At 72.6% G+C, this 25404-nt stretch carries 19 protein-coding genes; 9 read left to right on the top strand and 10 right to left on the bottom strand.

Features of this window, described 5'->3' with window-relative positions; all coding sequences use genetic code 11:
* Window positions 1-66 precede the first annotated feature (66 nt).
* Entirely contained in the window at window positions 67-738 is a 672-nt protein-coding gene (locus tag ACZ7MX_RS07465; protein ID WP_472130178.1) for a bifunctional DNA primase/polymerase, read from the bottom strand.
* Window positions 739-1364: 626 nt separating this feature from the next.
* Between ACZ7MX_RS07465 and ACZ7MX_RS07460 the strand changes: the two genes are divergently transcribed.
* Window positions 1365-2759: a transcriptional regulator gene (locus ACZ7MX_RS07460; RefSeq protein ID WP_472130176.1), complete on the top strand. Its 1395-nt coding sequence runs from the start codon at window positions 1365-1367 to the stop codon at window positions 2757-2759.
* Window positions 2760-2802: 43 nt separating this feature from the next.
* Here the strand turns inward: ACZ7MX_RS07460 and ACZ7MX_RS07455 are convergent, their stop codons facing one another.
* A complete protein-coding gene (locus ACZ7MX_RS07455; RefSeq protein WP_472130174.1) occupies window positions 2803-3063 on the bottom strand; it encodes a hypothetical protein in 261 nt (86 codons plus the stop codon).
* A 1-nt stretch (window position 3064) separates the two neighbouring features.
* On the opposite strand from ACZ7MX_RS07455, the gene ACZ7MX_RS07450 reads away from it, so the two are divergent.
* On the top strand, window positions 3065-4915 hold the full coding sequence (locus ACZ7MX_RS07450; protein ID WP_472130173.1) for a hypothetical protein: 1851 nt from the start codon (window positions 3065-3067) through the stop codon (window positions 4913-4915).
* 99 nt (window positions 4916-5014) lie between these two features.
* Here the strand turns inward: ACZ7MX_RS07450 and ACZ7MX_RS07445 are convergent, their stop codons facing one another.
* A complete protein-coding gene (locus tag ACZ7MX_RS07445; protein WP_472130172.1) occupies window positions 5015-6370 on the bottom strand; it encodes an ABC transporter substrate-binding protein in 1356 nt (451 codons plus the stop codon).
* Between the two features lie 171 nt (window positions 6371-6541).
* On the opposite strand from ACZ7MX_RS07445, the gene ACZ7MX_RS07440 reads away from it, so the two are divergent.
* Both ACZ7MX_RS07440 and purU read left to right on the top strand, forming a co-directional pair.
* Window positions 6542-7000 (top strand): SCO4402 family protein, encoded by a 459-nt coding sequence (locus tag ACZ7MX_RS07440; protein WP_030812750.1) that lies wholly within the window; start codon window positions 6542-6544, stop codon window positions 6998-7000.
* A 32-nt stretch (window positions 7001-7032) separates the two neighbouring features.
* Window positions 7033-7941 (top strand): formyltetrahydrofolate deformylase, encoded by a 909-nt coding sequence (gene purU, locus ACZ7MX_RS07435; RefSeq protein WP_472130171.1) that lies wholly within the window; start codon window positions 7033-7035, stop codon window positions 7939-7941.
* Between the two features lie 356 nt (window positions 7942-8297).
* On the opposite strand, the gene ACZ7MX_RS07430 is transcribed toward purU, so the two are convergent.
* Together ACZ7MX_RS07430 and ACZ7MX_RS07425 are read right to left on the bottom strand one after the other, a co-directional pair.
* The gene (locus tag ACZ7MX_RS07430) at window positions 8298-9851 is read right to left on the bottom strand and encodes a zf-HC2 domain-containing protein (protein ID WP_472130169.1); all 1554 of its coding nucleotides are present in this window, start codon (window positions 9849-9851) and stop codon (window positions 8298-8300) included.
* Entirely contained in the window at window positions 9848-10480 is a 633-nt protein-coding gene (locus tag ACZ7MX_RS07425) for a sigma-70 family RNA polymerase sigma factor (RefSeq protein WP_467566070.1), read from the bottom strand. Before ACZ7MX_RS07425 ends, ACZ7MX_RS07430 begins: the two co-directional genes overlap by 4 nt.
* Before the next feature lie 542 nt (window positions 10481-11022).
* Here ACZ7MX_RS07425 and ACZ7MX_RS07420 point away from each other — a divergent pair.
* Window positions 11023-11397: an STAS domain-containing protein gene (locus tag ACZ7MX_RS07420; protein WP_030415409.1), complete on the top strand. Its 375-nt coding sequence runs from the start codon at window positions 11023-11025 to the stop codon at window positions 11395-11397.
* 43 nt (window positions 11398-11440) lie between these two features.
* On the opposite strand, the gene ACZ7MX_RS07415 is transcribed toward ACZ7MX_RS07420, so the two are convergent.
* The 3 genes from ACZ7MX_RS07415 to ACZ7MX_RS07405 form a co-directional block, all read right to left on the bottom strand.
* Entirely contained in the window at window positions 11441-12712 is a 1272-nt protein-coding gene (locus ACZ7MX_RS07415; protein ID WP_472130166.1) for a sensor histidine kinase, read from the bottom strand.
* The gene (locus ACZ7MX_RS07410; protein ID WP_030812766.1) at window positions 12706-13368 is read right to left on the bottom strand and encodes a response regulator; all 663 of its coding nucleotides are present in this window, start codon (window positions 13366-13368) and stop codon (window positions 12706-12708) included. The genes ACZ7MX_RS07415 and ACZ7MX_RS07410 overlap by 7 nt, the downstream gene beginning before the upstream one ends.
* A gap of 401 nt (window positions 13369-13769) precedes the next feature.
* Window positions 13770-14777 (bottom strand): hypothetical protein, encoded by a 1008-nt coding sequence (locus tag ACZ7MX_RS07405; RefSeq protein ID WP_472130165.1) that lies wholly within the window; start codon window positions 14775-14777, stop codon window positions 13770-13772.
* Between the two features lie 451 nt (window positions 14778-15228).
* Here ACZ7MX_RS07405 and ACZ7MX_RS07400 point away from each other — a divergent pair, with 451 nt between their 5' ends.
* The 3 genes from ACZ7MX_RS07400 to ACZ7MX_RS07390 all read left to right on the top strand — a co-directional run bounded on the left by ACZ7MX_RS07400 (window position 15229) and on the right by ACZ7MX_RS07390 (window position 20819).
* Complete coding sequence (locus ACZ7MX_RS07400; protein WP_472130163.1) at window positions 15229-17112, top strand: serine/threonine-protein kinase; 1884 nt, start codon at window positions 15229-15231, stop codon at window positions 17110-17112.
* 152 nt (window positions 17113-17264) lie between these two features.
* Entirely contained in the window at window positions 17265-18941 is a 1677-nt protein-coding gene (locus ACZ7MX_RS07395; RefSeq protein ID WP_472130161.1) for a succinic semialdehyde dehydrogenase, read from the top strand.
* Window positions 18942-18992: 51 nt separating this feature from the next.
* Window positions 18993-20819, top strand: a complete 1827-nt coding sequence (locus tag ACZ7MX_RS07390; protein WP_472130159.1) for a GMC oxidoreductase — start codon at window positions 18993-18995, stop codon at window positions 20817-20819.
* Window positions 20820-20879: 60 nt separating this feature from the next.
* Here ACZ7MX_RS07390 and ACZ7MX_RS07385 read toward each other — a convergent pair whose 3' ends face one another.
* Both ACZ7MX_RS07385 and ACZ7MX_RS07380 read right to left on the bottom strand, forming a co-directional pair.
* Complete coding sequence (locus tag ACZ7MX_RS07385) at window positions 20880-22007, bottom strand: LAETG motif-containing sortase-dependent surface protein (protein ID WP_472130157.1); 1128 nt, start codon at window positions 22005-22007, stop codon at window positions 20880-20882.
* A gap of 1086 nt (window positions 22008-23093) precedes the next feature.
* Entirely contained in the window at window positions 23094-23450 is a 357-nt protein-coding gene (locus ACZ7MX_RS07380) for a chorismate mutase (RefSeq protein WP_472130155.1), read from the bottom strand.
* Between the two features lie 251 nt (window positions 23451-23701).
* On the opposite strand from ACZ7MX_RS07380, the gene guaA reads away from it, so the two are divergent.
* A complete protein-coding gene (gene guaA, locus ACZ7MX_RS07375) occupies window positions 23702-25288 on the top strand; it encodes a glutamine-hydrolyzing GMP synthase (protein WP_472130153.1) in 1587 nt (528 codons plus the stop codon).
* The last annotated feature ends 116 nt before the right edge of the window (window positions 25289-25404 follow it).

Raw genomic sequence — 25404 nt, 5'->3', positions numbered from 1 at the left:
GTTCAGATTCCCCGTGGTTCGCCGCCCCCACGGCTCACCGTCCCCGTAGTTCACCACCCCCGCAGTTCACCGCCCCCGGGCCGCCACCGCGTCCCGGGCGCAGGCGTACGCCAGGGGGCTGATCAGCTCCTCCGCGTCCGGCAGCCAGCGGTTGGTGGCGGTGGGGCGGCGCGCCCACTGCACGAGCCCGTGCGCCCCCACCCGGGTCGGCGGGGCGGCGATGTACTCACCCTCGCCCCGGCAGATCAGGTCGAGCACGGCCGGGGCCCAGCCCAGGCCCCGTACGAGATCGGGGACCTTCGCCGCGGCACCGGGGAGGACGAGGAAGAGCATCCGGCGGTCCGGGGTGCGGGTGACCGGCCCGAGCGTCAGCCCCATGCGCTCCATACGGGCCAGCGCCAGACAGCCCGCGGTCTCGGGCACGTCGAGTACTTCGAAGGTGCGCCCCGTCGGCAGGAGGATCGACGCCCGGGGCTGCTTGCTCCACATACGGCGGACGGCGGTCGCGCTGCCGGTCGCCAGGCCGGCCCAGCCGGGCGCCATGGGGTGCGCACCGGGCGCGGCGCAGTCGTCGGCGTCGCACGAGCAGCGCGGTGTCTGACCGTCGTGCTCCAGCCATGCGCCGGGGAACACGTCCCAGTGGCGTTCTTCCGCGTAACGCACCGCAGTTTCGAGCAGCTGCTCGCCGCGCTGCTTGGGGATCTGCGGGGCTCCTGTGACTCCGATGGTCTCTTCCACGCAGATGACAACTCCCCCTGTCACCAAGGGTTACGGCCAAATGGATGACCTGCCCGGCGCATCGTTCTCGCACGTGGGGCGCATGGGTGCACCCGTGGGGGCGCGTATGTGGACCGGGCCCGGTGGCTGGGTAGCCACCTGTGCGACGGGCGGAGAGGCCGCCCGACGGCAGGCCGCGGTGCACCAGGGGAGCCCTGCACGGCGGCGCCGTTACCAGTGCACGGGCACCGCCGCGCCATTCCCCACCAGCAGCACACGTCTCGTGAACCGACTTCGTGACCGGACAAGCGTGACCGAATCCCGTTACCGGAACCCGTGACCGAAACTCGTGACCGAATCCTGTGGCCGAGGCTCGTGATCCCGGAAGGCGTCTTCGGAAAGGGTCTTCGGAAACCGACTTCGTGCACGATTTCGGAGCACGTCTCGTGAACCCGCGCTTCGCACGCAAGTGCTCCGGATAGCGAGCAAACCGCACAGCATCCGGCATCGGCCTGCAAAGCGTGTATCGCTCAGATCCTTCCTATCGTGCGTATCCCGGATCTCTCGGATATCCGGGATATCCGTGGGGAAGCGATCCCGGGGAACGGCGTTCCAGGTGAACGCGCAGCAAACCAGGGGGTACAAGCATGGCCGCCAGGCCACTCGTCGCGCGGCAGCCCAACGAACGGCTGCAGGCGCTCATTCAGGAAGCCGGGTGCTCCAACGCGGGGCTCGCCCGCCGCGTCAACATGTGTGGGGCGGAACACGGCCTCGACCTGCGCTACGACAAGACCTCGGTGGCCCGCTGGCTGCGCGGACAGCAGCCGCGGGGCCGTGCCCCGGCCGTCATCGCGGAGGCACTGGGCCGCAAACTGGGGCGCACGGTCACCATCGACGAGATCGGGATGGCCGACGGCAAGAACCTCGCGTCCGGGGTGGGGCTGCAGTTCTCGCCGACCGTCCTCGGGGCGATCGAGCAGGTCTGCGAGCTGTGGCGCAGCGACGTCGGGCGCCGCGACTTCCTCAGTGGCTCCACGGTGGCGGCCTCGGCCCTGGTGGAGCCCAGCCGTGACTGGCTCATCACCGGTGCCGACAGCCAGGTCGCACGGAACGCCGGGGCCCGGGTCGGGGTGTCGGACGTCCAGGCGGTACGGGCCATGACCACGGCGCTCAGCGAGCTCGACCACCGTTTCGGCGCCGGGCACGTACGGCCCGTGGTGGTGCACTACCTCAACAGCGTGGTGTCCGGGCTGCTCGCCGGTTCGTACCGGGAGTCCGTCGGGCGGGAACTCTTCGCCGCCGTGGCGCGTTTGACGGAACTGGGCGGCTACATGGCCGTCGACACCGGTCAGCCCGGCCTGGCGCAGCGCTACTACATCCAGGCGCTGCGGCTGGCCCAGGCGGCCGGTGACCGGGGTTACGGCGGCTACGTGCTCGCCGCGAGCATGAGCCACCTCGCGGCCTCGCTCGGCAACCCACGGGAGATCGCCCAACTCGCCCGCGCCGCCCAGGAAGGCGCCCGCGGACACGTCACCCCGCGCACCGAGGCGATGTTCTTCGCGGCGGAGGCGCGCGGGCACGCCCTCATGGGCGACGGCCGGGCCTTCCAGGCGGTGGCCGGGCGGGCGCTCGCCGCGATGGAACGTGCCGACACGGCCACCGAAGCGGGCGACGACCCGGTGTGGATCGCCCACTTCGACCCGGCGTATCTGGCCGACGAACTCGCGCACTGCCACCGCGACTTGGGGCAGCCCGGCCCGGCCGCCCAACGGGCGTCGGAGGCGCTCAACGGGCATCCGGAGGGCCGGGCGCGGCGCCGTGCCATCGGCCTGCTGCTGCTGGCCGGCGCGCAGGCACAGCAGCGCGAGGTCGAGCAGGCATGTCATACGGGCACGCAGGCCGTGGAGCTGCTGAGCGGGCTGCGGTCGGACCGGGGCGCCGAGTATCTGGAGGACTTCCAGCTGCGCTTGGAGCCGTATCGGGATGAACCGGTCGTAAGGGAATTCAGTGCACGACTGGAGCTACCGGCCGTGGCGGCGTGATCCACGCCCGGGGCGCGTCCGGTACGGCACGGAGGCCGCTTTGTCAGGCGGAGTCGGGTTTGTCGCCGGGGTCGTCGCCGGCTTCGTCGCCGTAGTGGCCGCCGGCTTCTCGTAGGACACCGGGCGGGCCGTCGATCACGGCCCGCCCGGTGCGCGCCCCGTTCCCGTCCGGTGCGCGCCCCGTTCCGTCCGGTGCGCGGTGGGGGCGGAAGGGGGTGGTGACCAGGCGACGTGGTCGAACGTTGCTGCGACCCGGTAGCGTGCAGCCGACGATTCCGTAGGTCTGCACGTTGGTAGGAGTCACGGTGACGCAGAGCGGACAGGGTCACGACCCGCAGAATTCTGCGGCCGGTCCCGCGCGAGAGGGCATTGTGCTGCCCGCTAACGGTGAGCCGTACATCCCCGACCAGCAGGCCGCTCCGTCGGCGGGGCAACCCTGGGGCCAGCCCTGGGGCCCCGGCCAGCAGGCCGCTCCCGCACCGCAGAACGCCCCCGCCCCGCAGCCGTACGGGCAGGCACCTGCCCAGGGCCAGCACTACGGGCAGGAGCCGGGAGCAGCACAGAACTACGGCCAGGCCCCCGGACAGAGCTACGGCCAGGCGCCGGGTCAGAGCTACGGCCAGGCGCCGTCGCAGGGCTACGGATATCCGCCGGCGCAGGATGCGGGGGGCCCGGTTCCGGGTGCCCCGGCTCAGGGGGCGCAGGCTCCGGGCGCGCAGGCCCCTCTGCCGCCCCAGCAGCCCGGTGGGCAGGGCTTTCCGCCGCCCCAGGGCCAGCCCCCGGTGCCGCCCATGCCGCCGTCGATGCCGCAGCAGGCGCCCGGCCAGCCGCCCGTCCCGCAGCCCTACGACCAGCAGCCTTACGGCCAGCAGCCCCCGCAGCAGGCCCAGCCCCAGGCGCAGCCCGGGCAGCTCCCGACGTCCTCCGGTGAGCTGGTGCGGGCCACCCGGCAGGCCGGTGCGCCGCTCCCGCCCGCCACGGGCGACGCCGAGGCCACCACGGTGATCCCGCCGTTCGACGCCCGGTCCGGCGGCCCCGGTGGTGCCGCCCCGCTGCCTCCTGAGGCGGCGTCCCGCCCGGAGAGCCCCGACGAGTCCACGACGATGCTCCGGGCCGTGAAGCCGGGCCAGGGCGGGCCGCAGGGCCCGGGCCAGCCGATGCCCGGTGCCGCGATGCCCGGTGCCGGCGGCGGGAGCGACTCCGAGGCCACCCAGCTCATTCCCCCGGTGGGCGCCGGTGTGCCCACCCCGCCTCCTGGCGCGCCGTTCGGTGTCCGTCCTGGGGCGCCCGGCGACCGCCCCACCCCCGCCGAGTTCGACGGCCTGTTCCGTGACGGGCCGGCGGCGGCTTCCCCGGCGGGTGCGCCGGACGCCACCGCGCAGCTGCCCCGTTTCGAGGACCCGGGCCGGCCCCCGTACGGCGGCCAGGGGTACGGCCAGCAGTACCCGTCCGGCGGCTACGACCAGCAGGGCCCGTACGACCCGCAGGGCGCGTACGACGAGGACGGCGGCGGACGGCGCCGGCGGCTGCCCCCGATGGTGATCGTGGGCATCGTCATCGTGGCGCTCGCGGGTGCCGGCCTCGGTGTCGGCTGGGCGCTCAGCGGCGGCAGCAGCGACGACACGGCGCAGAAGCAGGGCTCCGGCGGCAGCAGCAGCAAGGCGGCCAAGGAGTCGGAGGCGCCGAAGGCCACCACGGACCCCGCCCAGGCCCAGGCGAAGGGCCTGGACGCCCTGCTGGGCGACAGCAACAACAGCCGGTCCTCCGTGATCGGTGCCGTCAACAACATCAAGTCGTGCAGCAACCTCGGCAACGCGGCGAAGGACCTGCGAGCGGCAGCCGGACAGCGCAACGACCTGGTCAAGCGCCTGCAGCAGCTGCCGGTCGACAAGATCCCGGACCACGACCGGCTGACCGCGGCGCTGACCAAGGCGTGGCAGTCCTCGGCCGCCGCGGACAACCACTACGCGGCCTGGGCCGGCCAGCTGGGCGGCAAGAAGGGCTGCCACAAGGGGCGGGCCCGCGGCACCAAGCAGGCCGTGCAGGGCAACGTAGCCAGCGGCCAGGCCACCCAGGCCAAGAAGCAGGCGGCGCAGCTGTGGAACCCGCTCGCCCAGAAGTACGGCCTGACGGAACGCCGCCCGGAACAGCTCTGAGCCGGCGGACGGCGCGGGACGGCTCCTGACGTCACCGCACGTGCGAGGTCAGCAGTACGTACGAGGTCAGCACGTGCGCGCTCAGCAGCACGTGCGTGCTCAGTAGTCGTCCGTACGACGGCGTTCCAAGGTCCTGGTGACGTTCACGAACCCGTCCTGCGCGGAGGCCAGTTCGCCGTTCCGCACCACCTGGTACGTCACCATGCCGTTCACGATGCGCGGGAAGTCCTGGACGGCGAGCATGTCGTCGTCGCGCCAGCGCAGCTTCGGGGTCAGGCCCCCGGTGTCGATGGCGTGCTCGCCACGGTCGAGGGTGGCCTGCAGGTCGTGCGAGGTGATGTCGGTCACGCCCGCGTCGTCGAGCTGCTCGATCAGCGAGTGCAGCACCGTATAGGCGATCCAGGTGGTCTGCACCCCTTGGTCGGCCGGATCGATGCGGTTGTCGTCGAAGGCGTAGTCGGTGATGACCTTCCGCATCGGCCGCCAACGGGGGTCGTCGGCCACCGGGTACCAGCCGGTGATGTCCGCGCCCTCCAGCGGGCCCGACGTGCCGCCCGAGCGGTTCACCAGCGCCTGGCCGACGCTGCCGAGGACGGATGCGACCCGCACCTTGGGGCTGGCCTCCTGGAGCCGCCGGAAGGCGTCGAAGAACGCGTCCGTGTGGTCGCCGAGCGACGCGGCCACGCACGCGCCGGGGGCCTTGCCGCCGGCCTCGGCCGTCCCGTAGACGGCCGGGTCCGCGCCCACCTGGCGCAGGGCCTGGGTCACCTGGGGCGAGTAGTCGGTGCCGTCCTCGGGCGCCCTGATGTCCTTGGCGGGGTGCCGGCTGCCGCTCTGCAGGCCGGAGTCGAGCAGGGACGGCATCTGGTCGCCCTGGATGGTGTCCGGGCGAACCAGTGCGACGCGCTTGCAGTCGGCCGCCAGTTGCCGGCCGTTGCCGGCGAGCAGGGACGCCTGGCCGCCGTTCACCGGGTACGACAGCGGGCTCTGGAACTCCTCGTCGGAGGCGCCGTAGCCCCCGATGAACGGGATGCCCTTGACCTCCAGGGGGGACATGAACGAGCGGCCGAACTGGCTGTAGGAACCGACGACGGCGACCGCGCCCTCGTCCACCGCCCGTTGGGCGCACTGCGCGGCGGCCACCGAGTCGTTGCGCTCGTTGCAGGTCAGCACCCGTAGTTGGTGGCCCCGGATGCCGCCGCGTGCGTTGACCGAGCGGGCGTACGCCTGGGCCATGGCCGGCATTCCCGGCATATTGGTCGCCCGGGTGCCCTCCGGTGCCCAGGTCATGACCGTGACCGGCTCCCGCTCCCCGGAATTCCCCACTCCGGGGAGGGAGCCGCAACCGGAGAGCAGCGACGCGATGGCCGCCGTACATGTCACCGCCGCGGAGATCTTGACCGCGGGAGCGTGGGGCAACAAGGGGCGGGGGAAGGAGCGTCGCCGTCCGGTCATGGCACCGCAGCCTTCCGTCCTGCCCGGAACGCCTGAGTGACGAAAGAGCAACGGATGGTGACGTGGCGGTGAACTCCGGGGGGCCGTGCGAGATCGTTCGCGCGGAACGTACGATCGAATGCTGTGCAAGGTTCGGAGAAGTCTTCCCGTCGAGGCCGCCGCTCGACCACCATGGGCGGCATGCCACTCAACGACATGCCGTGGTGGCGCTGGCGCTGCAATGTGCGCTCCGCGCTGCACATGCTCTCCGACCCCGCGTTCCACCAGGAGACCTGGCTGGCCGGACGGCCTGGATACGGGGACGTCACCGACGCCGTCTACCGGCTCGTCGAGGACACCTGGCTGGACAACTGGTCCGCCGACAAGTACGTCGGCACGATCTTCCGGGACGCCCAGGAGGCCCAGCTGGTCGACGCCGCCGTCCTGAGGGTGCTGCGGATCATGCACCAGGTCGGCGCGGACGCCCCGGTCGCCGCCTACATGGCGCACCAGGGCTGGGCCGAGGCCGTACAGGCGGCCCGTGCGGCCCACGTGCACATGGCGACGGCGGACGGCGAGGACCCCGATGCGCCGCCGCGCTCGCTGGAGGTGCTGGCCATCATGACGGGCGGCGCGGACGCCCCGGTCTGACCTGCTCCGCAGGTGTGCGACCCTATGAGGTCATGAGCGAGTCGCAGTCCACCCAGCCCGGTCGAAACGGTCGGAACGATCAAAAAGATCGGAACGATCAGTACGTGCTCACCCTGTCCTGCCCGGACAAGCAGGGGATCGTGCACGCGGTGTCCAGTTACCTCTTCATCACCGGCTGCAACATCGAGGACAGCCAGCAGTTCGGCGACCACGACACCGGGCTGTTCTTCATGCGCGTCCACTTCAGCGCGGACGCGTCGGTGAGCGTGGACAAGCTGCGGGCGAGCTTCGCGGCGGTGGGCGACTCCTTCGGCATGGACTGGCAGATCCACCGGGCCGACGAGAAGATGCGGGTCGTCCTGATGGTGTCCAAGTTCGGGCACTGCCTCAACGACCTGCTCTTCCGCTCCCGGATCGGCGCGCTGCCGATCGAGATCGCGGCCGTGGTCTCGAATCACACGGACTTCGCGGAGCTGGTCGGCTCGTACGACATCCCGTTCCACCACATTCCGGTCACCCGCGACACCAAGTCGCAGGCCGAGGCGAAGCTGCTGGAGCTGGTGCGGGCGGAGGGCGTCGAACTGGTGGTGCTCGCCCGCTACATGCAGGTGCTCTCCGACGATCTGTGCAAGGCGCTGTCCGGCCGGATCATCAACATCCACCACTCCTTCCTCCCGAGCTTCAAGGGCGCCAAGCCATACCACCAGGCGCACGCCCGCGGCGTGAAGCTCATCGGTGCCACCGCGCACTACGTGACCGCCGACCTCGACGAGGGCCCGATCATCGAGCAGGAGGTCGAACGGGTCGGCCACGAGGTCACCCCGGACCAGCTCGTGGCCATCGGCCGGGACGTCGAGTGCCAGGCCCTCGCCCGCGCCGTGAAGTGGCACAGCGAGCGCCGCGTGCTGCTGAACGGCAGCCGGACGGTGGTCTTCGCGTAGGCGGTGCCTTCGCGTAAGCGGTGGCCTTCGCGTAAGGCGGGGTGCGGCGTAACGGTGGTCTTCGCGTAAGGCGGCGTGCGGCGTAACGGTCGTCTTCGGCTGAGCAGGGGCCGTTGGTGTTCACCTAGGGGAGAGTCGAACAGATCCCGTAGGGGATCGACGGGCCCCCTGCACGGGCCACAACGTGGCGGGGCGGGGAGGTATTCCCTGAGCTCGGTGTTCCCTGAGCTCGGTGTTCCCGGAGTCCGGCATTCCCGGAGCCCGGCATTTCCGGAGTCCACCTGTACCGGCGTAGGCGCGGGCGCCTGCCTTCCGGCGCGCGCCCGCGCCATGGGTGATGTCCTCCCGGTCGGGGTTCAGAGGCGGGACAGGGACGCCGTGGCGAAGAGGACCTCGCGGATGGCGTCGCGTTCGCCGTGTTGGCCGGCGGCGGCGTCCTCGGGGGAGATGTGGCCGGCCGCCAGCTGGCAGAACTCCGCACTGTCCAGAGCGATATGGGCGACGGTGTGGTCGGGCGTGCCCAGCGCGGCCGGTGAGTCCAGCGCTATGTACCAGTGCCCGCCGCCGTTGCCCTCGACCTCCAGATGGAGCGTACGGCCCGGGGCGCCGGCCTCCACCAGCCGCTGCGGCGGGGATGCCAGCCCGGCCCGGCGGCGGTCGGCCAGTGCGCTGGGCAGCAGCCGGGCGGCGAGGTCGACCATGCGGTTCAGGTGCGCGGCGGCCGGGGCCTCGTACGGATAGTCCACCGCGTCCGCGATGTCACCGGCGTGTACCCAGCACTCGAAGGCGCGGTCCAGGAACGCGTCGCGCAGCGCGAGCTGGAAATCGCCGTAGGGAACGGTGAGTTGGGCCACCTTGCCGCCGGCGAACGACACCTGTCTCATCAGGGCGTAGCTCTGCTCGCGCCACGGCTCATGGGTGGCGAGCGGGCTGCCCGTGCCGCTGCAGCCGCGCCACAGTGTCTCCGTACGGACCAGCGGGTCCGGGGTGCCCGGCGGAGCCGCCGTGCCGAGCGGGTCGGGGAGCCCGAGCGCGGTGGCGACCAGGCCGTCCACCGCCATCAGATGCCCTATGACCCCGGCGACCGTGGTCTGCCGTTCCACCGGGCGTTCGCCCTCGAACCAGCGCAGCCGCACCGGTGCGCGCCACTCCGCCTCGCCCATGTCGCGCAGCAGGGCGTCCAGTTTCGCGGTCTCCGCGTCGTACGGCGCCGCCCACTCGGGCACCGGGATACGCGCCGGACGGCGGCCCAGGCAGCCCTCCAGCACCCGGGAGCGCAACAGCGGGTCGAGGTCGAGGCTGTCGGCGGGGTGCAGCAGGCCGACCGCGTCCCGCAGTCGCACCGCCTCGTCTGCGCAGGAGGCGCAGTCGGTCAGATGTGCCTCGACGGCGGCGGTCTCCTCGGCGGAGCAGGCTGCCAGCGCCCAGGCGCCGAGCAGCGACTTCAGGACGCGGTGCGGCGGGGCGGGCGCCGGGCCCGGGAGTGGGGCGGGCGGGGCGGCGGGGTCGGTCATGGGCTCGGCTTCCGGGGCACGCGAGGAGTGCTCGCGCGGGGCGTCTGCGCGCGGTGGTTCCGCGGGCGGGGCTTCGGCGTCCGTGGGTCCGCCCGTATTGCCCGTACTGCTTGTCGTGCTTGCCTTGCTCGTAGTGCCTGTGTGGAGCGCACTGTCTGCGGTGGCTGCGGCACCCGCACCGTCACCCGCATCGTCAGCCGGATCGGCCGACGGATCGGCGACCGGGTCGCGGAGCGGTACGGGTGGTACGAGGGGGTGGGACGGTGCGGGAGGGGCGGGGGTGGCGTCGGGGAGCGGGCCGTGGTCCTCGGCGGCGGGGCGCGGTGCCGGTATCCGCGGCCGTTCACCGGGTCCGCTGGGCAGCTCGGGGCCGTCCCACTCGTCCGGGCCGTTCACAGTGCCCGTCCGTGGCCCTGGCCGGGCGGGGCGGCGGTGCCGGGGGCGGAGGACGCGTAGGCCGAGCGGCGGGTGGGCGGCAGGGCGGTGGCGTTGTGGGCGGTGGACAGCAGTTGCAGGCCCAGACGCAGCCGGCGGCGGGCCTCGTCCTCCGTGACGCCGAGGTCGGCGGCGGTCTGGCGATAGTCCCGGCGCTGGAAGTACGCCAGCTCCAGGGCGGCCCGCAGGGGCGCGGGCATGGACGTGACGATGTAGTCGGCGCGGGCGGCGGTGGACGCTTCGCGGATCTTCTGCTCCATATCGGCCTGCGCCGGGGCGTCGTCGCCGTCGCGGGCACCGGCGGCCTCGGTCTGGCGGAGCCGCTGGACGGCCTGATGGCGGGTGAGGCCGGCGATCCAGGAGCGCAGCGGGCCCTGCTTGGGGTCGTAGGAATCCGGGTGTTCCCAGATGGCGGCGAAGACTTCGCGGGTGATCCGGTCGGCGGCGTCCTCGTCCTCCAGGACGCGGTAGGCCAGGCTGTGCACGAGCGAGGCGAAGCGGTCGTAGAGCTCACCGAGCGCGGCCGCCTCGCCGCGGGCGAGCCGCTGCTGCATCCGCCTGTCCCAGCGCGGTGGCGCGTCGTGTCCCATCGGACCCCCATCCCTGCCCGTCGCCTGCGGGCTCACACCTCAGCCGTCACTCCTGCGTATCTGTACACCTTCATGCCCGGAACGGTGGGCACGATCACGGAAACCTCCGTGCCTCGAATGTAATGCGCGGGTCTGACAACACACGCTCCTTTGCGGCAAATCGAACCTTGAGGGGGATGTGGGTGGTAAGGGGCTGACGGCCCGGGCTTGGCGTGAAGCGGCCCCGGAAAACACTCAGGAGAGGCTTGGGAGGAGCTCGGAATGCGCCCGGAAGCGGTAGGGGGGCGCTCGAAGTTGCTCGTTGGTGACCGTTCGTGCGCGTATGAGGCGATGTGTTATCCGGGTGTGATCAGAGGTGGGCGGAAAGTTGCCGCCCCTGGGGCATAGCCTTGGGCGTGAACGGCCTGTTACGTCCCACGGCTACCGCCGGGAACCAGGATGAGTTTCAGGACATCGAGGCCGGGCAGTCGAGCCGGGGAAGGATGAGTTCCGGATGTAACCGGGCGCATCCGGTCCGAAAGCGAGCGAAAGGCTTCGAGCGCGTGTCGTTGAAGGTGGCAGAGGACGCACAGGGCCCCTGGGCCGTACTCCAGGTTTCCGGTGAGATGGACCTGGTCACGTCTCCTGCGGTGCGCCAGCACGTGCACGATGCGGTGGCCGACGGTCGCAGATCCCTCGTGCTCGATCTCTCCGAGGTCCGGTTCTGCGATTCCAGTGGGGTCGGCGTGCTGATCGCCGCCCGCCGGCTGATGCGCTCGTGCCAGGGCCGGCTGCGGCTGATCCTGCCCGCCCAGGGGGCCGTCGACGGCTCGCACGTCAACCGGGTGCTGGCCGCACTCGGCGTCCGCCGGCTCTTCGAGGTCTACCCGGACCTGTCCACCGCCGTCGATGAGGCCGCCGCACCGCTCTCCGCCTGAAGCCCTGCCCCTCGCCTCGCGCCTTCAGCTCCCCCTCACTTCCTCACTCCCGCATTCCCCGTCCCCCCGTTCCCCGGTTCTCGGCCCCCGGTTTCCCCCATTCACCCGCCCCGTACGGGAATTCCGCGCGTACCACGAAGCCGCCGTCGGAGGTGTGCCGCGCCTCCAGCGTTCCGCCCAGGCTCTGGGCGCGCTCGCGCAGCCCCACCAGGCCGTGCCCGCCGCCGGGCAGCACCGGCGCGGTCGCCGTCGCGTCCGGCGGCCCGTTGCGGATCTCCACCCGCAGCCCCGGCCCGGCCTCCCCGCAGACCTCGTCCGCCGGATCGACCCGGACCTGCACCCGCGCCCCCGGCGCGTGCTTGCGGACGTTGGTGAGCGCCTCCTGGACCGTGCGGAAGGCCGCTCGCTCCACGGTCTTCGCACCGCCCGTACCGGCCACCACCCCGTCCTCGTACGTCACGTCCAGCGCGCTCATCTCGATCAGCCGCGGCAGCTCCTCCAGGTCGGGCTGCGGCGCCAGTCCGCTCGCCTCGCCGCCGTCCCCGCCGTCCGCCCGCAGCACCCCCACCATGTGCCGCAGCTCCTCCAGCGTCCGCACGGACAGTTCACGGATCGTCCGGGCGCCGGCCCGCGCCGCCTCGTCCTCCGTACTGACCTGCACGGCACCCGCCTGCAGGCTGATCAGGCTGACCTGGTGGGCCACCACGTCGTGCATCTCCCGGGCCAGCCGGGCGCGTTCGGTCGTCTTGACCCGATCCGCGAGCAGCCGGTCCTCGCGGCGCAGGCTGCGGGTCAGGTCCTCGACCCGGGAGGCGAGTTCGCGGCGGGTGCGCACCAGCAGGCCCAGCGCGATCGGCGCGGCCGAGGTGACACAGGCGTCGATCAGCACCAGAGTGTTCTCGCGGTACGCGGTGAGTTCGAAGTCGGAGATCGGGTACGGCAGGAAGTGCGCGGCGATCAGCAGCACCGCGCAGATCCCCAGCCGCCGCCGGCCGGGGCGCCGGGCCGCCAGGGTGTAGAGCCCGATCATCGGCGCGAACCAGATGTAGCCGATGTACAGGCCGGGCAGCGTCACGAGGAAGACCAGCAGCGGAAAGCGCCGGCGGAGCAGCAGGGCGGCCGCGGCGACCACCGAAACGCCCAGCTCCAGGGCGAGTTCCAGGCCGTTGACCAGCACCGCGTCGGCGATCGCCAGCAGTACCGGTACGACCACGGGCGCGATCCGGCGCAGCCGCCGCCCCCACGTCCCGGCCGCGAACGCCCGCCACCGGGCCGCCCCGCGGGCGAGCGGCCGCCCGCCGCCGGACCTCACCACGCCCCCCGGGGAGCCCCGGACACCAGGCCCGCACGGTCGGCGACGATGGCCGCCTGGATGCGGTTGATGCCCCCCAATTTGCTCAGGACGGCGCGGACATGGTCCTTGACCGTACTGGGCGCCAGTCCCATCCGCCCGGCTATCTGGGCGTTGCCCAGGCCCTCGCCGAGCAGCGAGAGCACCTGCGACTCCCGCGGTGTCAGTCCGCTGACCGCGCGGGCGGCCGCCGCCTGGTCCTCGGCCGTCAGGTAGCCGCCGATCACGGCCCGGGTCACGCCCGGGTCCAGCACGCTGCCGCCCGCCGCCAGCGTCCGTACGGCCCGCACCAGCTGTTCGGGATCGGAGTCCTTCAGCAGGAAGCCGGCCGCGCCCTCGCGCAGTGCCGCGGTCAGGTATTCCTGGGCGTCGAAGGTGGTCAGCATCGCCACCGCCGGCGGCTCGGGCGCGGCGCGCAACTGCCGCAGTACGGTCAGCCCGTCCACGTCCGGCATCCGGATGTCCAGCAGCACCACTTCGGCCGCGCAGCGCAGCACGGTCTCCACGGCCTCGGCGCCCCCGCAGTCCGCGACCATCTCGATGTCCGGGGCGGTCCCCAGGATCATCCGGAGTCCGGATCTGACCAGCCGTTCGTCGTCCACCACAGCGACACGGATCACCGGCCGCCCCTTTCTGCCTTCTGCTGGTTCACACCCGTTCCGGGCCCGCGGAACCGCCCGGCGCTGCGCGACTCCGTACCTCTGTCCCGGTCCCCGCCCTGCGACGGACCCGGACCCCCGCCGAGCGGCGGGGGTGAGCCCGGGACCTCGGGAGGATGCCATGCGGGCCCCCTCACGGGCAGAGTGGTCCACATGCTGCACCACTGAAGAGGCCACAAGCCCAGGACGCGTTGCAGTTCACATCGGCGGCCGCCGCGACCCCCACACGCGGCGGCCGCTGCATGGCGTGGCGGGGGCGGTTCGGAGGGGGATCTCCCCCGCACCGCCGGAAGCCCGCCCCTACGCCCCCTACGCCCCCTGCGCCCTTACGGGCCGTCCTACGGGAACCCCTACGGGAACCCCTACGGGCGTCCCGCCCCCGCCGCCCGGAGCCCCTCCGCCCGCAGTCCGCCGTACGGCCCGAAGCCGCGGCCGGTCGCCAGCACCACCACCGACGTCATCGCCGCTAAGCCGTACGCCGTGGTCGCCATCGACAGCGCGCCCTCGGTGGTCTCGAAGGACCGGTTGAAGAAGCCCGTGACGGTCAGCCACACCACCGTCCGCACGGTCAGATACAGCTCGACCGCCGCGAACATCAGCAGCGCCCCCCGTACGTCGTGCCGCCCCCGGAAGGCCAGCACCCCGAGGACCAGCAGCACGGCGACCGAACCGACGGTGGTGAACTCGATGGACGACTCCAGGTCCAGCGTGCCGTGCACCGATCCGTCCACCACCCCGCGCAGATAGCGCACCACGTCCGTCCCGCCGGCCGTCAGATCGCGTCCGGTCCAGCCCAGTCGGGCCAGGCCCATCAGCAGGAACAGCACCCCGCAGACCCGCGACGGGCGGCGCCACGCTGGGTCCGGGTCGGCGGCCCGCGGACCGGCCCCGGCCCGGCACCGGTCCGTGGCGGGCAACATCACGGCCAGTACGACCAGCGCCACCACCAGCCCCAGCCCGCGGGTGGCCAGCGTCCAGCCGCCCAGGGAGTCGTTGCGGTACTGGTCGCGGTAGGCGGGGTCGAAGAGGCCCACGCCTTCCCGCAGTGACAGGGCGAGCAGCAGGAAGCCGGAGAGCAGCGCCGCGGAGCGGGCCACCCGCCGCTGGGCCAGCGCCAGGCCCGCGACCACGAGGAACACCACCGTGAGCGACCACTCGTAGGGGCCGAGGATCTGCAGGACGGGCGAGGCGCCCGGGTTGAACAGCCCCTCCAGGAAGTCGCCCAGGGTGCCGTCCGACTGGACGATGCCGTAGACGGTCCAGGCGGCGAGCGTGCCGCCGTAGAGCGCCAGGCACAGTGCGGTGGCGAGGTAGGCGCCGCTGTGCTCGGGGGCGGCGCGGCCGGGGTCGGTGCCCGGTCGGACGTCCACCGTTCCGCCGTCCTGCATCATGCTGACCGACCCCCGCTCCGCGTGCCGCAGCCGCCGTACCGGCCGTTCCCGTACGGCAGCCTCACTGTGTCAAGGACGGTGGGAGAGCCGGTGGAGGTTCCACCCCGTGTGTCGTGCGGGCCGGTTGGTGTGTTCAGCGCACTTGTCGTGCGGTCGCCCACGACGAAGTCCCGGATGCCCCGGCGGCCGCGGACCGCGGGTCGCCGGAGGGTGGGTGACGCCGTGACCGGCGGGGTGCCGATGACGGCCGTGATGCGCGCAACGACCGTTCCCGTGACGGAAGTTGATCATGTGGGCGCGCTGCGGCGACCGCCCGCGAGCCCGTCCCACGGGCGGTCGGTGCAGGTCAGCGGCGGAGTGGGCGGATGCCGTCGCCGCGGTGGGGAGCCGCTCCCGCCGGGCGGGTGGCGGTGCGGCAAGATAGGGGGGCATGGGGATCTTCGGGGGCGAGGGCCGGCTGATCGGCGGGCGGTACCGCCTGGGTATACGGCTGGGCCGCGGCGGCATGGGCACGGTCTGGCGGGCCACCGACGAACTGCTGGGCCGCCAAGTGGCCGTCAAGGAACTGCACTTGGACGAGGCCACCGCCGAACCCGAGGCGCGGGTGCAGCGCGAGCGGGCGATGCGCGAGGCGCGTACGGTCGCCGGGATCAAGCATCCGAACGTGATCGTCGTGCATGACGTCGTCGAGCAGGACGGCCGGCCGTGGATCGTGATGGAGCTGGTGGAGGGCCCGTCGCTGGCCGACCGGCTGCAGAGCGGCGGCCCGGTCGCGCCGCGCGAGGCGGCCCGGATCGGCGTGGCGCTGCTGGGCGCGCTGCGCGCCGCGCACGCCCGCGGAGTGCTGCACCGCGACCTCAAACCGGCCAACGTCCTGATGGAGTCCGGCACCGGCCGGGTCGTGCTCACGGACTTCGGCATCGCCCAGGTCCCCGGCGTCACCACGCTGACCGACGCCGGCGGTTTCGTCGGTTCGCCGGAGTACACCGCCCCGGAGCGGATGGCCGGCCGGCAGACCGGCCCCGAGGCCGACCTCTGGTCGCTGGGCGTCCTGCTGTGCGCCGCGCTCAACGGGGAAACGCCGTTCCGCCGCGACTCGCTGGGCGGGGTGCTGCACGCCGTCGTGTACGACGAGATCGAACTCCCCGAGCCCGCCAGGCCGTTGCGGGCCGTGCTCGGCGGCCTGCTGGAGCGCGACCCGGACCGCCGGATGGGGCTGACGGAGACGGAACAGCTGCTGCGCGGCTACCTCCACTCGGGCCGCGCCCCGGAGCGCGACCCGGCCGGCCCGGCCGCCCCCGGCACACCTGCCGCCCCTGGCACACCGGCCGTCCCCGGTACGCCGTTCCCCGGCACCCCCGCCCTCGGCACGCCAGGTGGCGGTCCCGGTGCCCCCACTCCGCCGCGCGACCGCCCCGTCAGCGGCCCGCCCGGTGCGCCGCTGCCCGGCGAGCCCGTGCCCGGTGGCCATCCGCCCGCCGAGGAGCCCCTGGCCGCCGCCCCCGCGCCCCTGGGTCACGCCTCCGGCGGCCCCGGCAGCGGGCGTCCCGGCGGGCGGGCCCCGGGAGCGCCGATCCGCGACGCCCTCGACGAGCGGGCGCTGGCCGCGGCGGCCCGCCCGCACACCGGCCGGACCCGTACGGCGCTGCTGATCGCGCTCGCCGTCGTGGTGGTCGCCGGCGCCGGCGCCGGCCTCACGGCCCTGCTGATGCGGCAGGGCGGCACCGACGAGGCCGCCGGCCGGGGCGGCCGCCCCGGCCACTCCCAGCAGGCCTCGCACACCGGCCCGACGAAGAACGCCCGGCCGGGCGCGCCCCGCCCCACGGCCACCGTCACCTCCGCGCCCTCCCCGGGTGCCACCGGAGGCATCCCGGACGGCTACCGCCTCGTGAAGGATCCGGTCGGCTTCGCGCTCGCCGTACCGGTCGGCTTCACCCGCTCCTACGAACACGACCGGGTCTACTACTCCTCGCAGGGCAGGCGGTTCCGGATCGGCGTCCAGCTGCAGAAGCGGGTGCCGGAGGGGCCGATCGGCGCGATGCGCACCGCGGACGCCGAGGGCCCGGCGAACTACCGCGGATACCGCGCGGGCCAGGTCACCGAGACCACCCACAACGGACTCCAGGCGGGACTCTGGGAGTTCGTCTGGGACGGCAGCGCGGCGGACGGCGGCTCGCGCTACACCTACGACCTCAGCTGGGACGAGAACGGCCGGATGATCGACGTGTGGATCTCCTCGCCGGTCGGCTCGCGCACCGAGGCCAAACGTCACTTCGACACCGCCCTCGACGCCTTCCGGCTGACCGGGACGTGACGGTCGAAGATCTCTCCCGGGGCCGCCGGGCCCGCGGTCGTCCCTGACCAGAGCCCTTACGGCCAGCGGACGCTGGCGCAATGGTGGACGGCCGGTGAAAACCCGTTACTGCCGGGTACACAAAGCGTCCGGGGAGGAATACCCTCGCCGACATGACGGACTCGCAGGACACCGGAACAGCTGCCTCCACCGCCGCCGAGGCCGCCGAGGCCCCCGCGCCCGCCGAGGCCCCCGCAGCGCCGACCGAGGGCAATCCGGTCGCGGCCGCCCCCGCGGGCAGCCGCACCGCCGCCGAGGTGGTCACCCCCGAGATCGCCGCCCGGCTCACCCGCGGCGTGGTCGGCAGTGGCCGTACGGCCAACCACGCGCCGTTCACCGGCGAGAAGCTGGCCGACCTGCCGGAGTCCACCCCCGAGGACGTCGCCACCGCCTTCGAACGGGCCCGGGCCGCGCAGGAGCGCTGGGCCCGGGTCCCGGTCCGGCAGCGTGCCGCGGTCCTGCTGCGCTTCCACGACCTCGTCCTGCGCCGCCAGGCCGAGGTGCTCGACCTGATCCAGCTGGAGACCGGCAAGGCCCGGCTGCACGCCCACGAGGAGGTGCAGGCGGTCGCCGTCGCCGCCCGCCACTACGGCCGCAAGGCCCCCGCCTACCTCGGCCCCAAGCGCCACACCGGCGTCGTCCCGACCCTCACCAAGGTCACCGAACTCCGCCACCCCCGCGGCGTCGTCGGGCAGATCGCCCCCTGGAACTACCCCTTCGAACTCTCCATAGGCGATGTCCTGCCGGCCTTCGTCGCGGGCAACGCCGTGGTGATGAAGCCCGACACCGAGACCGCGCTGACCGCGCTGTGGGCCCGCGAGCAGCTCATCGAGGCCGGGCTGCCGGAGGACGTCTGGCAGGTCGTGATCGGCGACGGCCCGGTCGTCGGCCCCGAGGTCGTCAAGCACGCCGACTACGTCTCCTTCACCGGCTCGACCCGCACCGGCCGCGAGGTCGCCCAGGGCGCCGCCGCCCGCCTCGTCGGGGTCTCCCTCGAACTGGGCGGCAAGAACGCCATGCTGGTGCTCCGCGACGCCGACCTGGACAAGGCCGCGGCGGGCGCGGTCCGCGGCTGCTTCTCCTCCGCCGGCCAGCTGTGCATCTCCATCGAGCGGCTCTACGTCCACGAATCCGTCGCCGACGACTTCCTCGCGCGCTTCGCCGCCCGCACGAAGGCCATGCGGCTCGGCAACGCCCTCGCCTACGGCGCCGACATGGGCTCGCTGGCCGGTGAGCGCCAGCTCCAGGCCGTCGTCCGGCACGTCGAGGACGCCGTCGCCAAGGGCGCCGAGCTGGTCGCCGGCGGCCGCGCGCGCCCCGACATCGGCCCGTTCTTCCACGAGCCGACCATCCTCGACGGCGTCCAGGCCCCGATGGCCGTCTGCGACGAGGAGACCTTCGGCCCGGTCGTCTCCGTCTACCGCTTCCGCGACGAGGACGAGGCCGTGGCGCGCGCCAACGCCACGCCGTACGGCCTGAATTCCAGCGTCTGGACCAAGGACGGCCGGCGCGGCCGGGCCCTCGCCGCCCGGCTGCGCACGGGCACGGTCAACGTCAACGAGTCGTACGCGGCCGGCTACGGCAGCGTGCAGTCGCCGATGGGCGGCATGGGGGACTCCGGCCTGGGCCGCCGGCACGGCTCCGAGGGCATCCTCAAGTACACCGAGGCGCAGACCGTCGCCCACCAGCGGGTGATGCCGCTCGCCCCGGCCTTCGGACTGACCGATGAGAAGTACGCCCGGTTCATGACCCGCAGCCTGCGCGCGATGAAGGCGTTCCGGCTGAGGTAACGACCCCCCACGGCAGCCCAGCCCCTCCGCCCCGAACAGCAGGGAGAGCCAGTGCCCCAGGAGAACTCTGCCCAGAGCCAGGACCCGGACGGCACCCGGACCGACGGCTACGACTACGACGTCCTCGTCATCGGCTCCGGCTTCGGCGGCTCGGTCTCCGCCCTGCGCCTGACCGAGAAGGGCTACCGGGTCGGCGTCCTGGAGGCCGGCCGCCGCTTCACCCGCGAGACGCTGCCGAAGAACTCCTGGGACCTCAAGAACTACCTGTGGGCGCCGGCCCTCGGCCTCTACGGCATCCAGCGCATCCACCTCCTCGGCAACGTCATGGTGCTGGCCGGCGCCGGCGTGGGCGGCGGTTCGCTGAACTACGCCAACACCCTCTACGTCCCGCCGAAGCCGTTCTTCGACGACCCACAGTGGAAGGACATCACCGACTGGCAGGAGGAGCTGGAGCCGTACTACGACCAGGCCCGGCGGATGCTGGGGGTGCGGCTCAACCCGACGATGACGCCGTCCGACGTCCACCTGAAGGCGACCGCGGAGGCGATGGGCGTCGGGGAGTCCTTCCACATGGCGCCGGTCGGGGTGTTCTTCGGCGACGGCGACGACGCCGACGGCACGGCGCGGGCGAAGCCGGGCGAGGAGGTGCCGGATCCGTACTTCGGCGGCGCCGGACCGGCCCGCAGGGCGTGCACCGAATGCGGCGAGTGCATGACCGGCTGCCGGCACGGCGCGAAGAACACCCTCAACGAGAACTACCTCCACCTGGCCGAGAAGGCCGGTGCGGTGATCCACCCGATGACGTCCGTCGTCGCGCTCACCGAGGACTCCCGCGGCGGCTTCGCCGTCCGGACGCTCCCGACGGACGACAGGAGGAAGGGCGAGGGCAGGACCTTCACCGCCCGCCGTGTGGTCCTCGCGGCCGGCACCTACGGCACGCAGACGCTGCTGCACCGCATGAAGGACAGCGGGCTGCTCCCGTACGTCTCCGGCCGCCTCGGCGCGCTCACCCGCACCAACTCCGAGGCGCTGGTGGGCGCCCAGACCGACAACCGCCGCTACCGCAAGCGGCACGGCGCGGAGCGGGCCGACTTCACCAAGGGCGTCGCGATCACCTCGTCGATCCACCCCGACGAGAACACCCACATCGAGCCGGTCAGGTACGGCAAGGGCTCCAACGCGATGGGCGGGCTGACGATCCTCCAGGTGCCGTACCGCCCGGCGGGGCGGGTGCGGGGCTGGCTGGCCCACATGGCCCGCCACCCCTGGCTCGCGCTCCGCGCGCTCTCCAACCGGCGGTGGTCGGAGCGGACCATCATCGGCCTGGTCATGCAGTCCCTGGACAATTCCCTGACCACGTACCGGAAGCCGAGCGGCCTCGGCAAGGGCCTGCTCACCGCCCGCCAGGGCCACGGCGCCCCCAACCCGAACCAGATCCCCGAGGCCACGCGGGCGGCGACCCTGCTCGCCGAGGAGATCAACGGCTTCGCCGGCTCCAACGTCGGCGAGCTGATGGGCACCCCGCTCACCGCCCACTTCCTCGGCGGCTGCCCGATCGGCGACTCGGCCGGGACCGGCGTCATCGACCCGTACCACCGGCTGTACGGGCACCCCGGCATCTCCGTCGTCGACGGCGCCGCGGTCTCCGCGAACCTGGGTGTCAATCCGTCGCTGACCATCACCGCGCAGGCCGAGCGCGCGATGTCCCTGTGGCCCAACAAGGGCGAGGCGGACCCGCGGCCCGCCCCGGGACGGCCCTACGAACGGCTGGCCCCCGTGAAGCCGGTCCACCCCGCGGTCCCGGAGAAGGCCCACGGCGCGCTGAAGCTGCCGTTCCTGGCCGTGCCGCCGGTACCGCCGAAGAAGTCCCTGGCGTAGTACGACACAGGGCCGTTGGGGAGTCGGCTCCCCAACGGCCCTGCGGCTCACGGCCTGTGGTTACGCGGCCGCGGCACCGTTCCCGTCCGTCTTACGACGGCGGACGACGAAGAGCGCACCCGCGCCCACGACCATCGCGACCCCGCCCACGAGGGCGACGGTCGGCAGCGCGGACGAGGAACCGGTCTCGGCGAGCTTGCCGGTGACCGGGAGCTCCTTCAGGTCGCCCTGCGGAGCCGGCTTGTTGGGCTGCTGCTTGCCCGGCTTGCTCTTGGCCGGCGGGACGCTGCCCGGCTTGCTGCCGGCGACCAGGACGTCGAAGTCGTACTCCGCGACGTCGGAGAAGCCGCAGACGTCGTCCTCGTTGTGGTACGCGCCGATGGTGAACGCGAAGCCGTAGCTGCCCGGGGTCTTGGCGTCGACCTTCAGGCGGAGCTTGGCGTCGGCGTACTCACCGGGCTTGAGACCGTCCACGGACGCGAAGTAGCCGTCCTCGTCGGTGATGGCCTCCCAGGAGCGGGAGTCCTCGTCGTACCACTGCACGGTCAGCAGCTTGGAGACGTCGTCGAAGCTGTCGGTGCTGATGGCGTCCAGCGCGACGTACGCGTCGACCGACTTCATCGCCTTGTCGGAGGTGTTGGTGGCGCGGAAGGTGAAGTTCTTCCAGCCGGAACCGGCCACGACCTTGCTCGGCAGACCGCGCAGCTCGGTGCTGACCGCCGTCTCGTCCGACTGCTCGGCGCAGGTGTCGTCGGTCGGCTTCCCGCTCGGCTTGGCGGTGGGCTTGGCCGAGGTGGTGGGCTTGGGGTCGCTGGTGGGCTTGGTGTCGTCACCCGGGGTGCCGGGGCCGCCCGATGCGTCCGCACCACCGTTGCCGGTCTCACCGCCGGTACCGGTCTCGCCACCGTTCGCGGTCTCGCCACCGGTGGCGGACTCGCCGCCGCTACCGGTCTCCTCGCCGGGCTTGGTCTCGTCGCCCGGGGTGGTCTCGTCACCGCCCGCCGGCGTCTCCGGCTGCGTCGTGGTGTCGTCGGTCTGGTCCTGACCGGGGGTGCCCGGCGTCGGCTCGGCGCTCGCGGTGGTCTCGGCGTCGGCGCCGGTCGCGAAGGCGGCGGGGGCCGCCATCAGGGCGGCAGGGGCTATGACGGCCGTTGCAGCGGCAGCCGTCAAGGCACGGCGAAGCTTCATCGAGAAGACCTCTCGGGGTCCAATGTGCCGTGGGTCGGCACCAGTTGATAGCTGGCCGTCGCGTTGGGGGGCGCGGTATGGCCGTGCGATTTCACGTACATGACCGGCGATGGCCGAAAAAGGTTGCCCACTCGAACCGAATTCTTTCGGTGACCCCGGTCACATCTCTCACAGCCGCCACACAGTCGGCCCACAGCTCTCGCACGGTCGCCGCGCAGACGGGGCCGGCGGACGGTGGCGGAACGGACCGGCCGAGGGTGGTCGTGCGCCCGGCGTGCGCCCCCCCTGGCGAGGCTTTCCGGCCCCATAGCGAAGGGCCCCGGATGCCGTCCGCGAGGGGGGTGCGGACGGCCACGGGGCCCTTGGCTTTCGGTGCCGGCGTCAGGGCAGCGCCGGCACCGAGGTGCGGCGCTGGGGGGGGGGTAGCGCCGCTGGCTTACAGGGGTGGTGCGTGGTGCTCGATGGTGCGGTGCGCGCGGTGGTCCGGACCGATGCCGGTGCCGGGTCGTCGCGGTTCGCGGACACGCAGCACGGCAAAAGTCCATACCAGGCGCGGTATGTCGTTCGTCAAGCATCGTCCTGGATACGCCTCACCTGGCGCAACCGTTTCGACCGGATGCGGTCGGTCCCGGGCGTCCCCAGGACCGACCACCCCATCGGATGTGACCGGGCTGCTGTCCCCTGCTGACCGGTCACGGCACCGGAACGAGGTCCCACGACGCGGGCCGCGGAAGGCGGCCGGCGTCTCATCGCTCCGGCTCTTCCGCCCGTGGGGCGGCGTCTACGCGTAGTCCTGCAGGCCGCGCCTGGCTGGCGTGGCACCGGGCACAACGAAGTCCCGCGGCGCCCGGTCACGCGCCGTACGGGTGAGTCGGCAACCGAACTCAGATCCGGCAGCTGCGCCGGGCGCACACTCCTTTGCCCTGCGCCCCGCCTGCGCCCGCAGCCCCCGGAACCGGCAGCACACCGGCACGACGGTGATCGCGTCTCGCCCCGAACCGACCGCCCGCCGGCCGTCCGTCGACCGGAACGGACCCCTTCGGCGCACGAAACCGGCCACTGGCAGGCGCAGGCGGTCCGGCCGGCTCAGATCTGCCCCCGGGAGAGCTCCAGCAGGGTCATCGCCAGTGCGGTGCCCGGCTTGCCGAGCTGGTCGCGGTAGTGGGCGAGGATCTCCATCTCGCGGGAGAGGTTCACCCGGCGCCCGCCGGAGGTGATCCGTTCGCGCTGGATGACGGCCGAGACGGCCATCCGTTCCTGCACGAGACCGATGATCCGGCCGTCGAGATCGTCGATCCGGCGCCGGGCGTCGGCGATGAGCCCGGCGGCCTCCGGCGTATGGGCGCCGGTGTCGGGCGTGGGCGCGGGTGAGGGCGCGGATGAGGTGGCCGCGGTGGGGCCGGTGGTGGGACGGGTGGCCGGGCCGGCGGTCGAGGTGCTCATGTCCGTGTCTCCTGGGGGTGTGGCCCCGGAGCCGATGATCGAGATCCGGACAGACGCAGGCGCCCCGGACCTTGTCGGCCCGGGGCGCCTGGGAAGTTGCTCGTCAGTGGATCAAGCAGCACGACCATGGCAGCCGGACGGGCCGGTGCCATAGGTAAAGACGAAGGTCAGCTGCTGGAACATGGGCCACAGTATGAGCCCGTTAGAATCGAAAGTCCAACCCCGCTCCACACCGCCGGAAGGCCGCCGAAGTGCCATCAGCGCCCCCTGCCGCTGCCCCGGACGTCGTCCTCGTAGTCGACTTCGGCGCACAGTACGCCCAGCTCATCGCCCGCCGCGTCCGTGAGGCCCGGGTCTACAGCGAGATCGTGCCGTCCACCATGCCGGTGGCCGAAATGCTCGCCAAGAACCCCAAGGCGATCATCCTCTCCGGCGGGCCGTCATCGGTCTATGCCGAGGACGCCCCCAGCCTCGACCGTGCCCTGTTCGAGGCCGGTGTTCCCGTCTTTGGCATGTGCTACGGCTTCCAGCTCATGGCCACCACCCTCGGTGGCACCGTCGACAACACCGGCGCGCGTGAGTACGGCCGTACCGCCCTGACCGTCTCCCGTACCGACTCCACCCTCTTCGAGGGCACCCCCGCCGAGCAGTCGGTCTGGATGTCGCACGGCGACGCCTGCTCCGCCGCCCCCGAGGGCTTCCGGGTCACCGCGTCCACGGACATGGTCCCGGTCGCCGCCTTCGAGAACGACGAGCGCAAGCTCTACGGCGTCCAGTACCACCCCGAGGTCATGCACTCCACGCACGGCCAGCAGGTCCTGGAGCACTTCCTCTACCGCGGCGCCGGTCTCCAGCCGAGCTGGACCACCCACAGCGTGGTGGAGGAGCAGGTCGCCGCGATCCGCGCGCAGGTCGGCAGCAAGCGGGCGATCTGCGGCCTGTCCGGCGGCGTGGACTCCGCGGTCGCCGCCGCCCTCGTCCAGAAGGCCATCGGCGACCAGCTGACCTGCGTCTACGTCGACCACGGCCTGATGCGCAAGGGCGAGTCCGAGCAGGTCGAGAAGGACTTCGTGGCCGCCACCGGCGTCCAGCTGAAGGTCGTCGAGGCCGAGGAGCGCTTCCTGGCCGCGCTGGCCGGGGTCAGCGACCCCGAGCAGAAGCGGAAGATCATCGGCCGCGAGTTCATCCGCGTCTTCGAGCAGGCCCAGGCCGAGCTGGTCGCCGAGGCCGGCGCCGACGGCGAGGAAGTCGCCTTCCTCGTCCAGGGCACGCTCTACCCGGACATCGTCGAGTCCGGCGGCGGCACGGGCACCGCCAACATCAAGTCGCACCACAACGTGGGCGGCCTCCCCGACGACATCGAGTTCGAGCTCGTCGAGCCGCTGCGCCAGCTGTTCAAGGACGAGGTCCGGGCGGTCGGCACCGAGCTCGGCCTGCCCGAGGAGATCGTCCACCGTCAGCCGTTCCCCGGCCCCGGCCTGGGCATCCGCATCGTCGGTGAGGTCACCAAGGAGCGCCTCGACCTGCTGCGCGAGGCCGACGCGATCGCCCGCGAGGAGCTGACCGCGGCCGGTCTGGACCGCGAGATCTGGCAGTGCCCGGTGGTCCTGCTGGCCGACGTCCGCTCCGTCGGCGTCCAGGGCGACGGCCGCACCTACGGCCACCCGATCGTGCTGCGCCCGGTCTCCTCCGAGGACGCCATGACGGCGGACTGGACCCGGATGCCGTACGAGGTGCTGGCCCGCATCTCTACCCGGATCACCAACGAGGTCGCGGACGTGAACCGCGTGGTCCTGGACGTCACCAGCAAGCCGCCGGGGACGATCGAGTGGGAGTGATCGTCTGATCTCCCGATGATGTCAACGCAACGCCGTCGCTCATTCGTTTGGGCGGCGGCGTTGTCGTTCCCCCTCGGTACGCTGGCCCCACAGGCGAGACTCCGTCGTATGGGAGC

The organism is Streptomyces sp. NPDC107765 (assembly GCF_055657085.1).
This window is presented reverse-complemented; position numbering and strand designations above follow the sequence as displayed.

Bases quoted from the DNA above. Each gene is read 5' to 3' on its own strand.
- ACZ7MX_RS07425 (WP_467566070.1), bottom strand. From the start codon at position 10,480: ATGGGACACGACGCGCCACCGCGCTGGGACAGGCGGATGCAGCAGCGG.
- ACZ7MX_RS07440 (WP_030812750.1), top strand. From the start codon at position 6,542: ATGGGCGGCATGCCACTCAACGACATGCCGTGGTGGCGCTGGCGCTGC.
- purU (WP_472130171.1), top strand. From the start codon at position 7,033: ATGAGCGAGTCGCAGTCCACCCAGCCCGGTCGAAACGGTCGGAACGAT.
- ACZ7MX_RS07445 (WP_472130172.1), bottom strand. From the start codon at position 6,370: ATGACCGGACGGCGACGCTCCTTCCCCCGCCCCTTGTTGCCCCACGCT.
- ACZ7MX_RS07460 (WP_472130176.1), top strand. From the start codon at position 1,365: ATGGCCGCCAGGCCACTCGTCGCGCGGCAGCCCAACGAACGGCTGCAG.
- ACZ7MX_RS07395 (WP_472130161.1), top strand. From the start codon at position 17,265: ATGACGGACTCGCAGGACACCGGAACAGCTGCCTCCACCGCCGCCGAG.
- ACZ7MX_RS07400 (WP_472130163.1), top strand. From the start codon at position 15,229: ATGGGGATCTTCGGGGGCGAGGGCCGGCTGATCGGCGGGCGGTACCGC.
- ACZ7MX_RS07380 (WP_472130155.1), bottom strand. From the start codon at position 23,450: ATGAGCACCTCGACCGCCGGCCCGGCCACCCGTCCCACCACCGGCCCC.
- ACZ7MX_RS07385 (WP_472130157.1), bottom strand. From the start codon at position 22,007: ATGAAGCTTCGCCGTGCCTTGACGGCTGCCGCTGCAACGGCCGTCATA.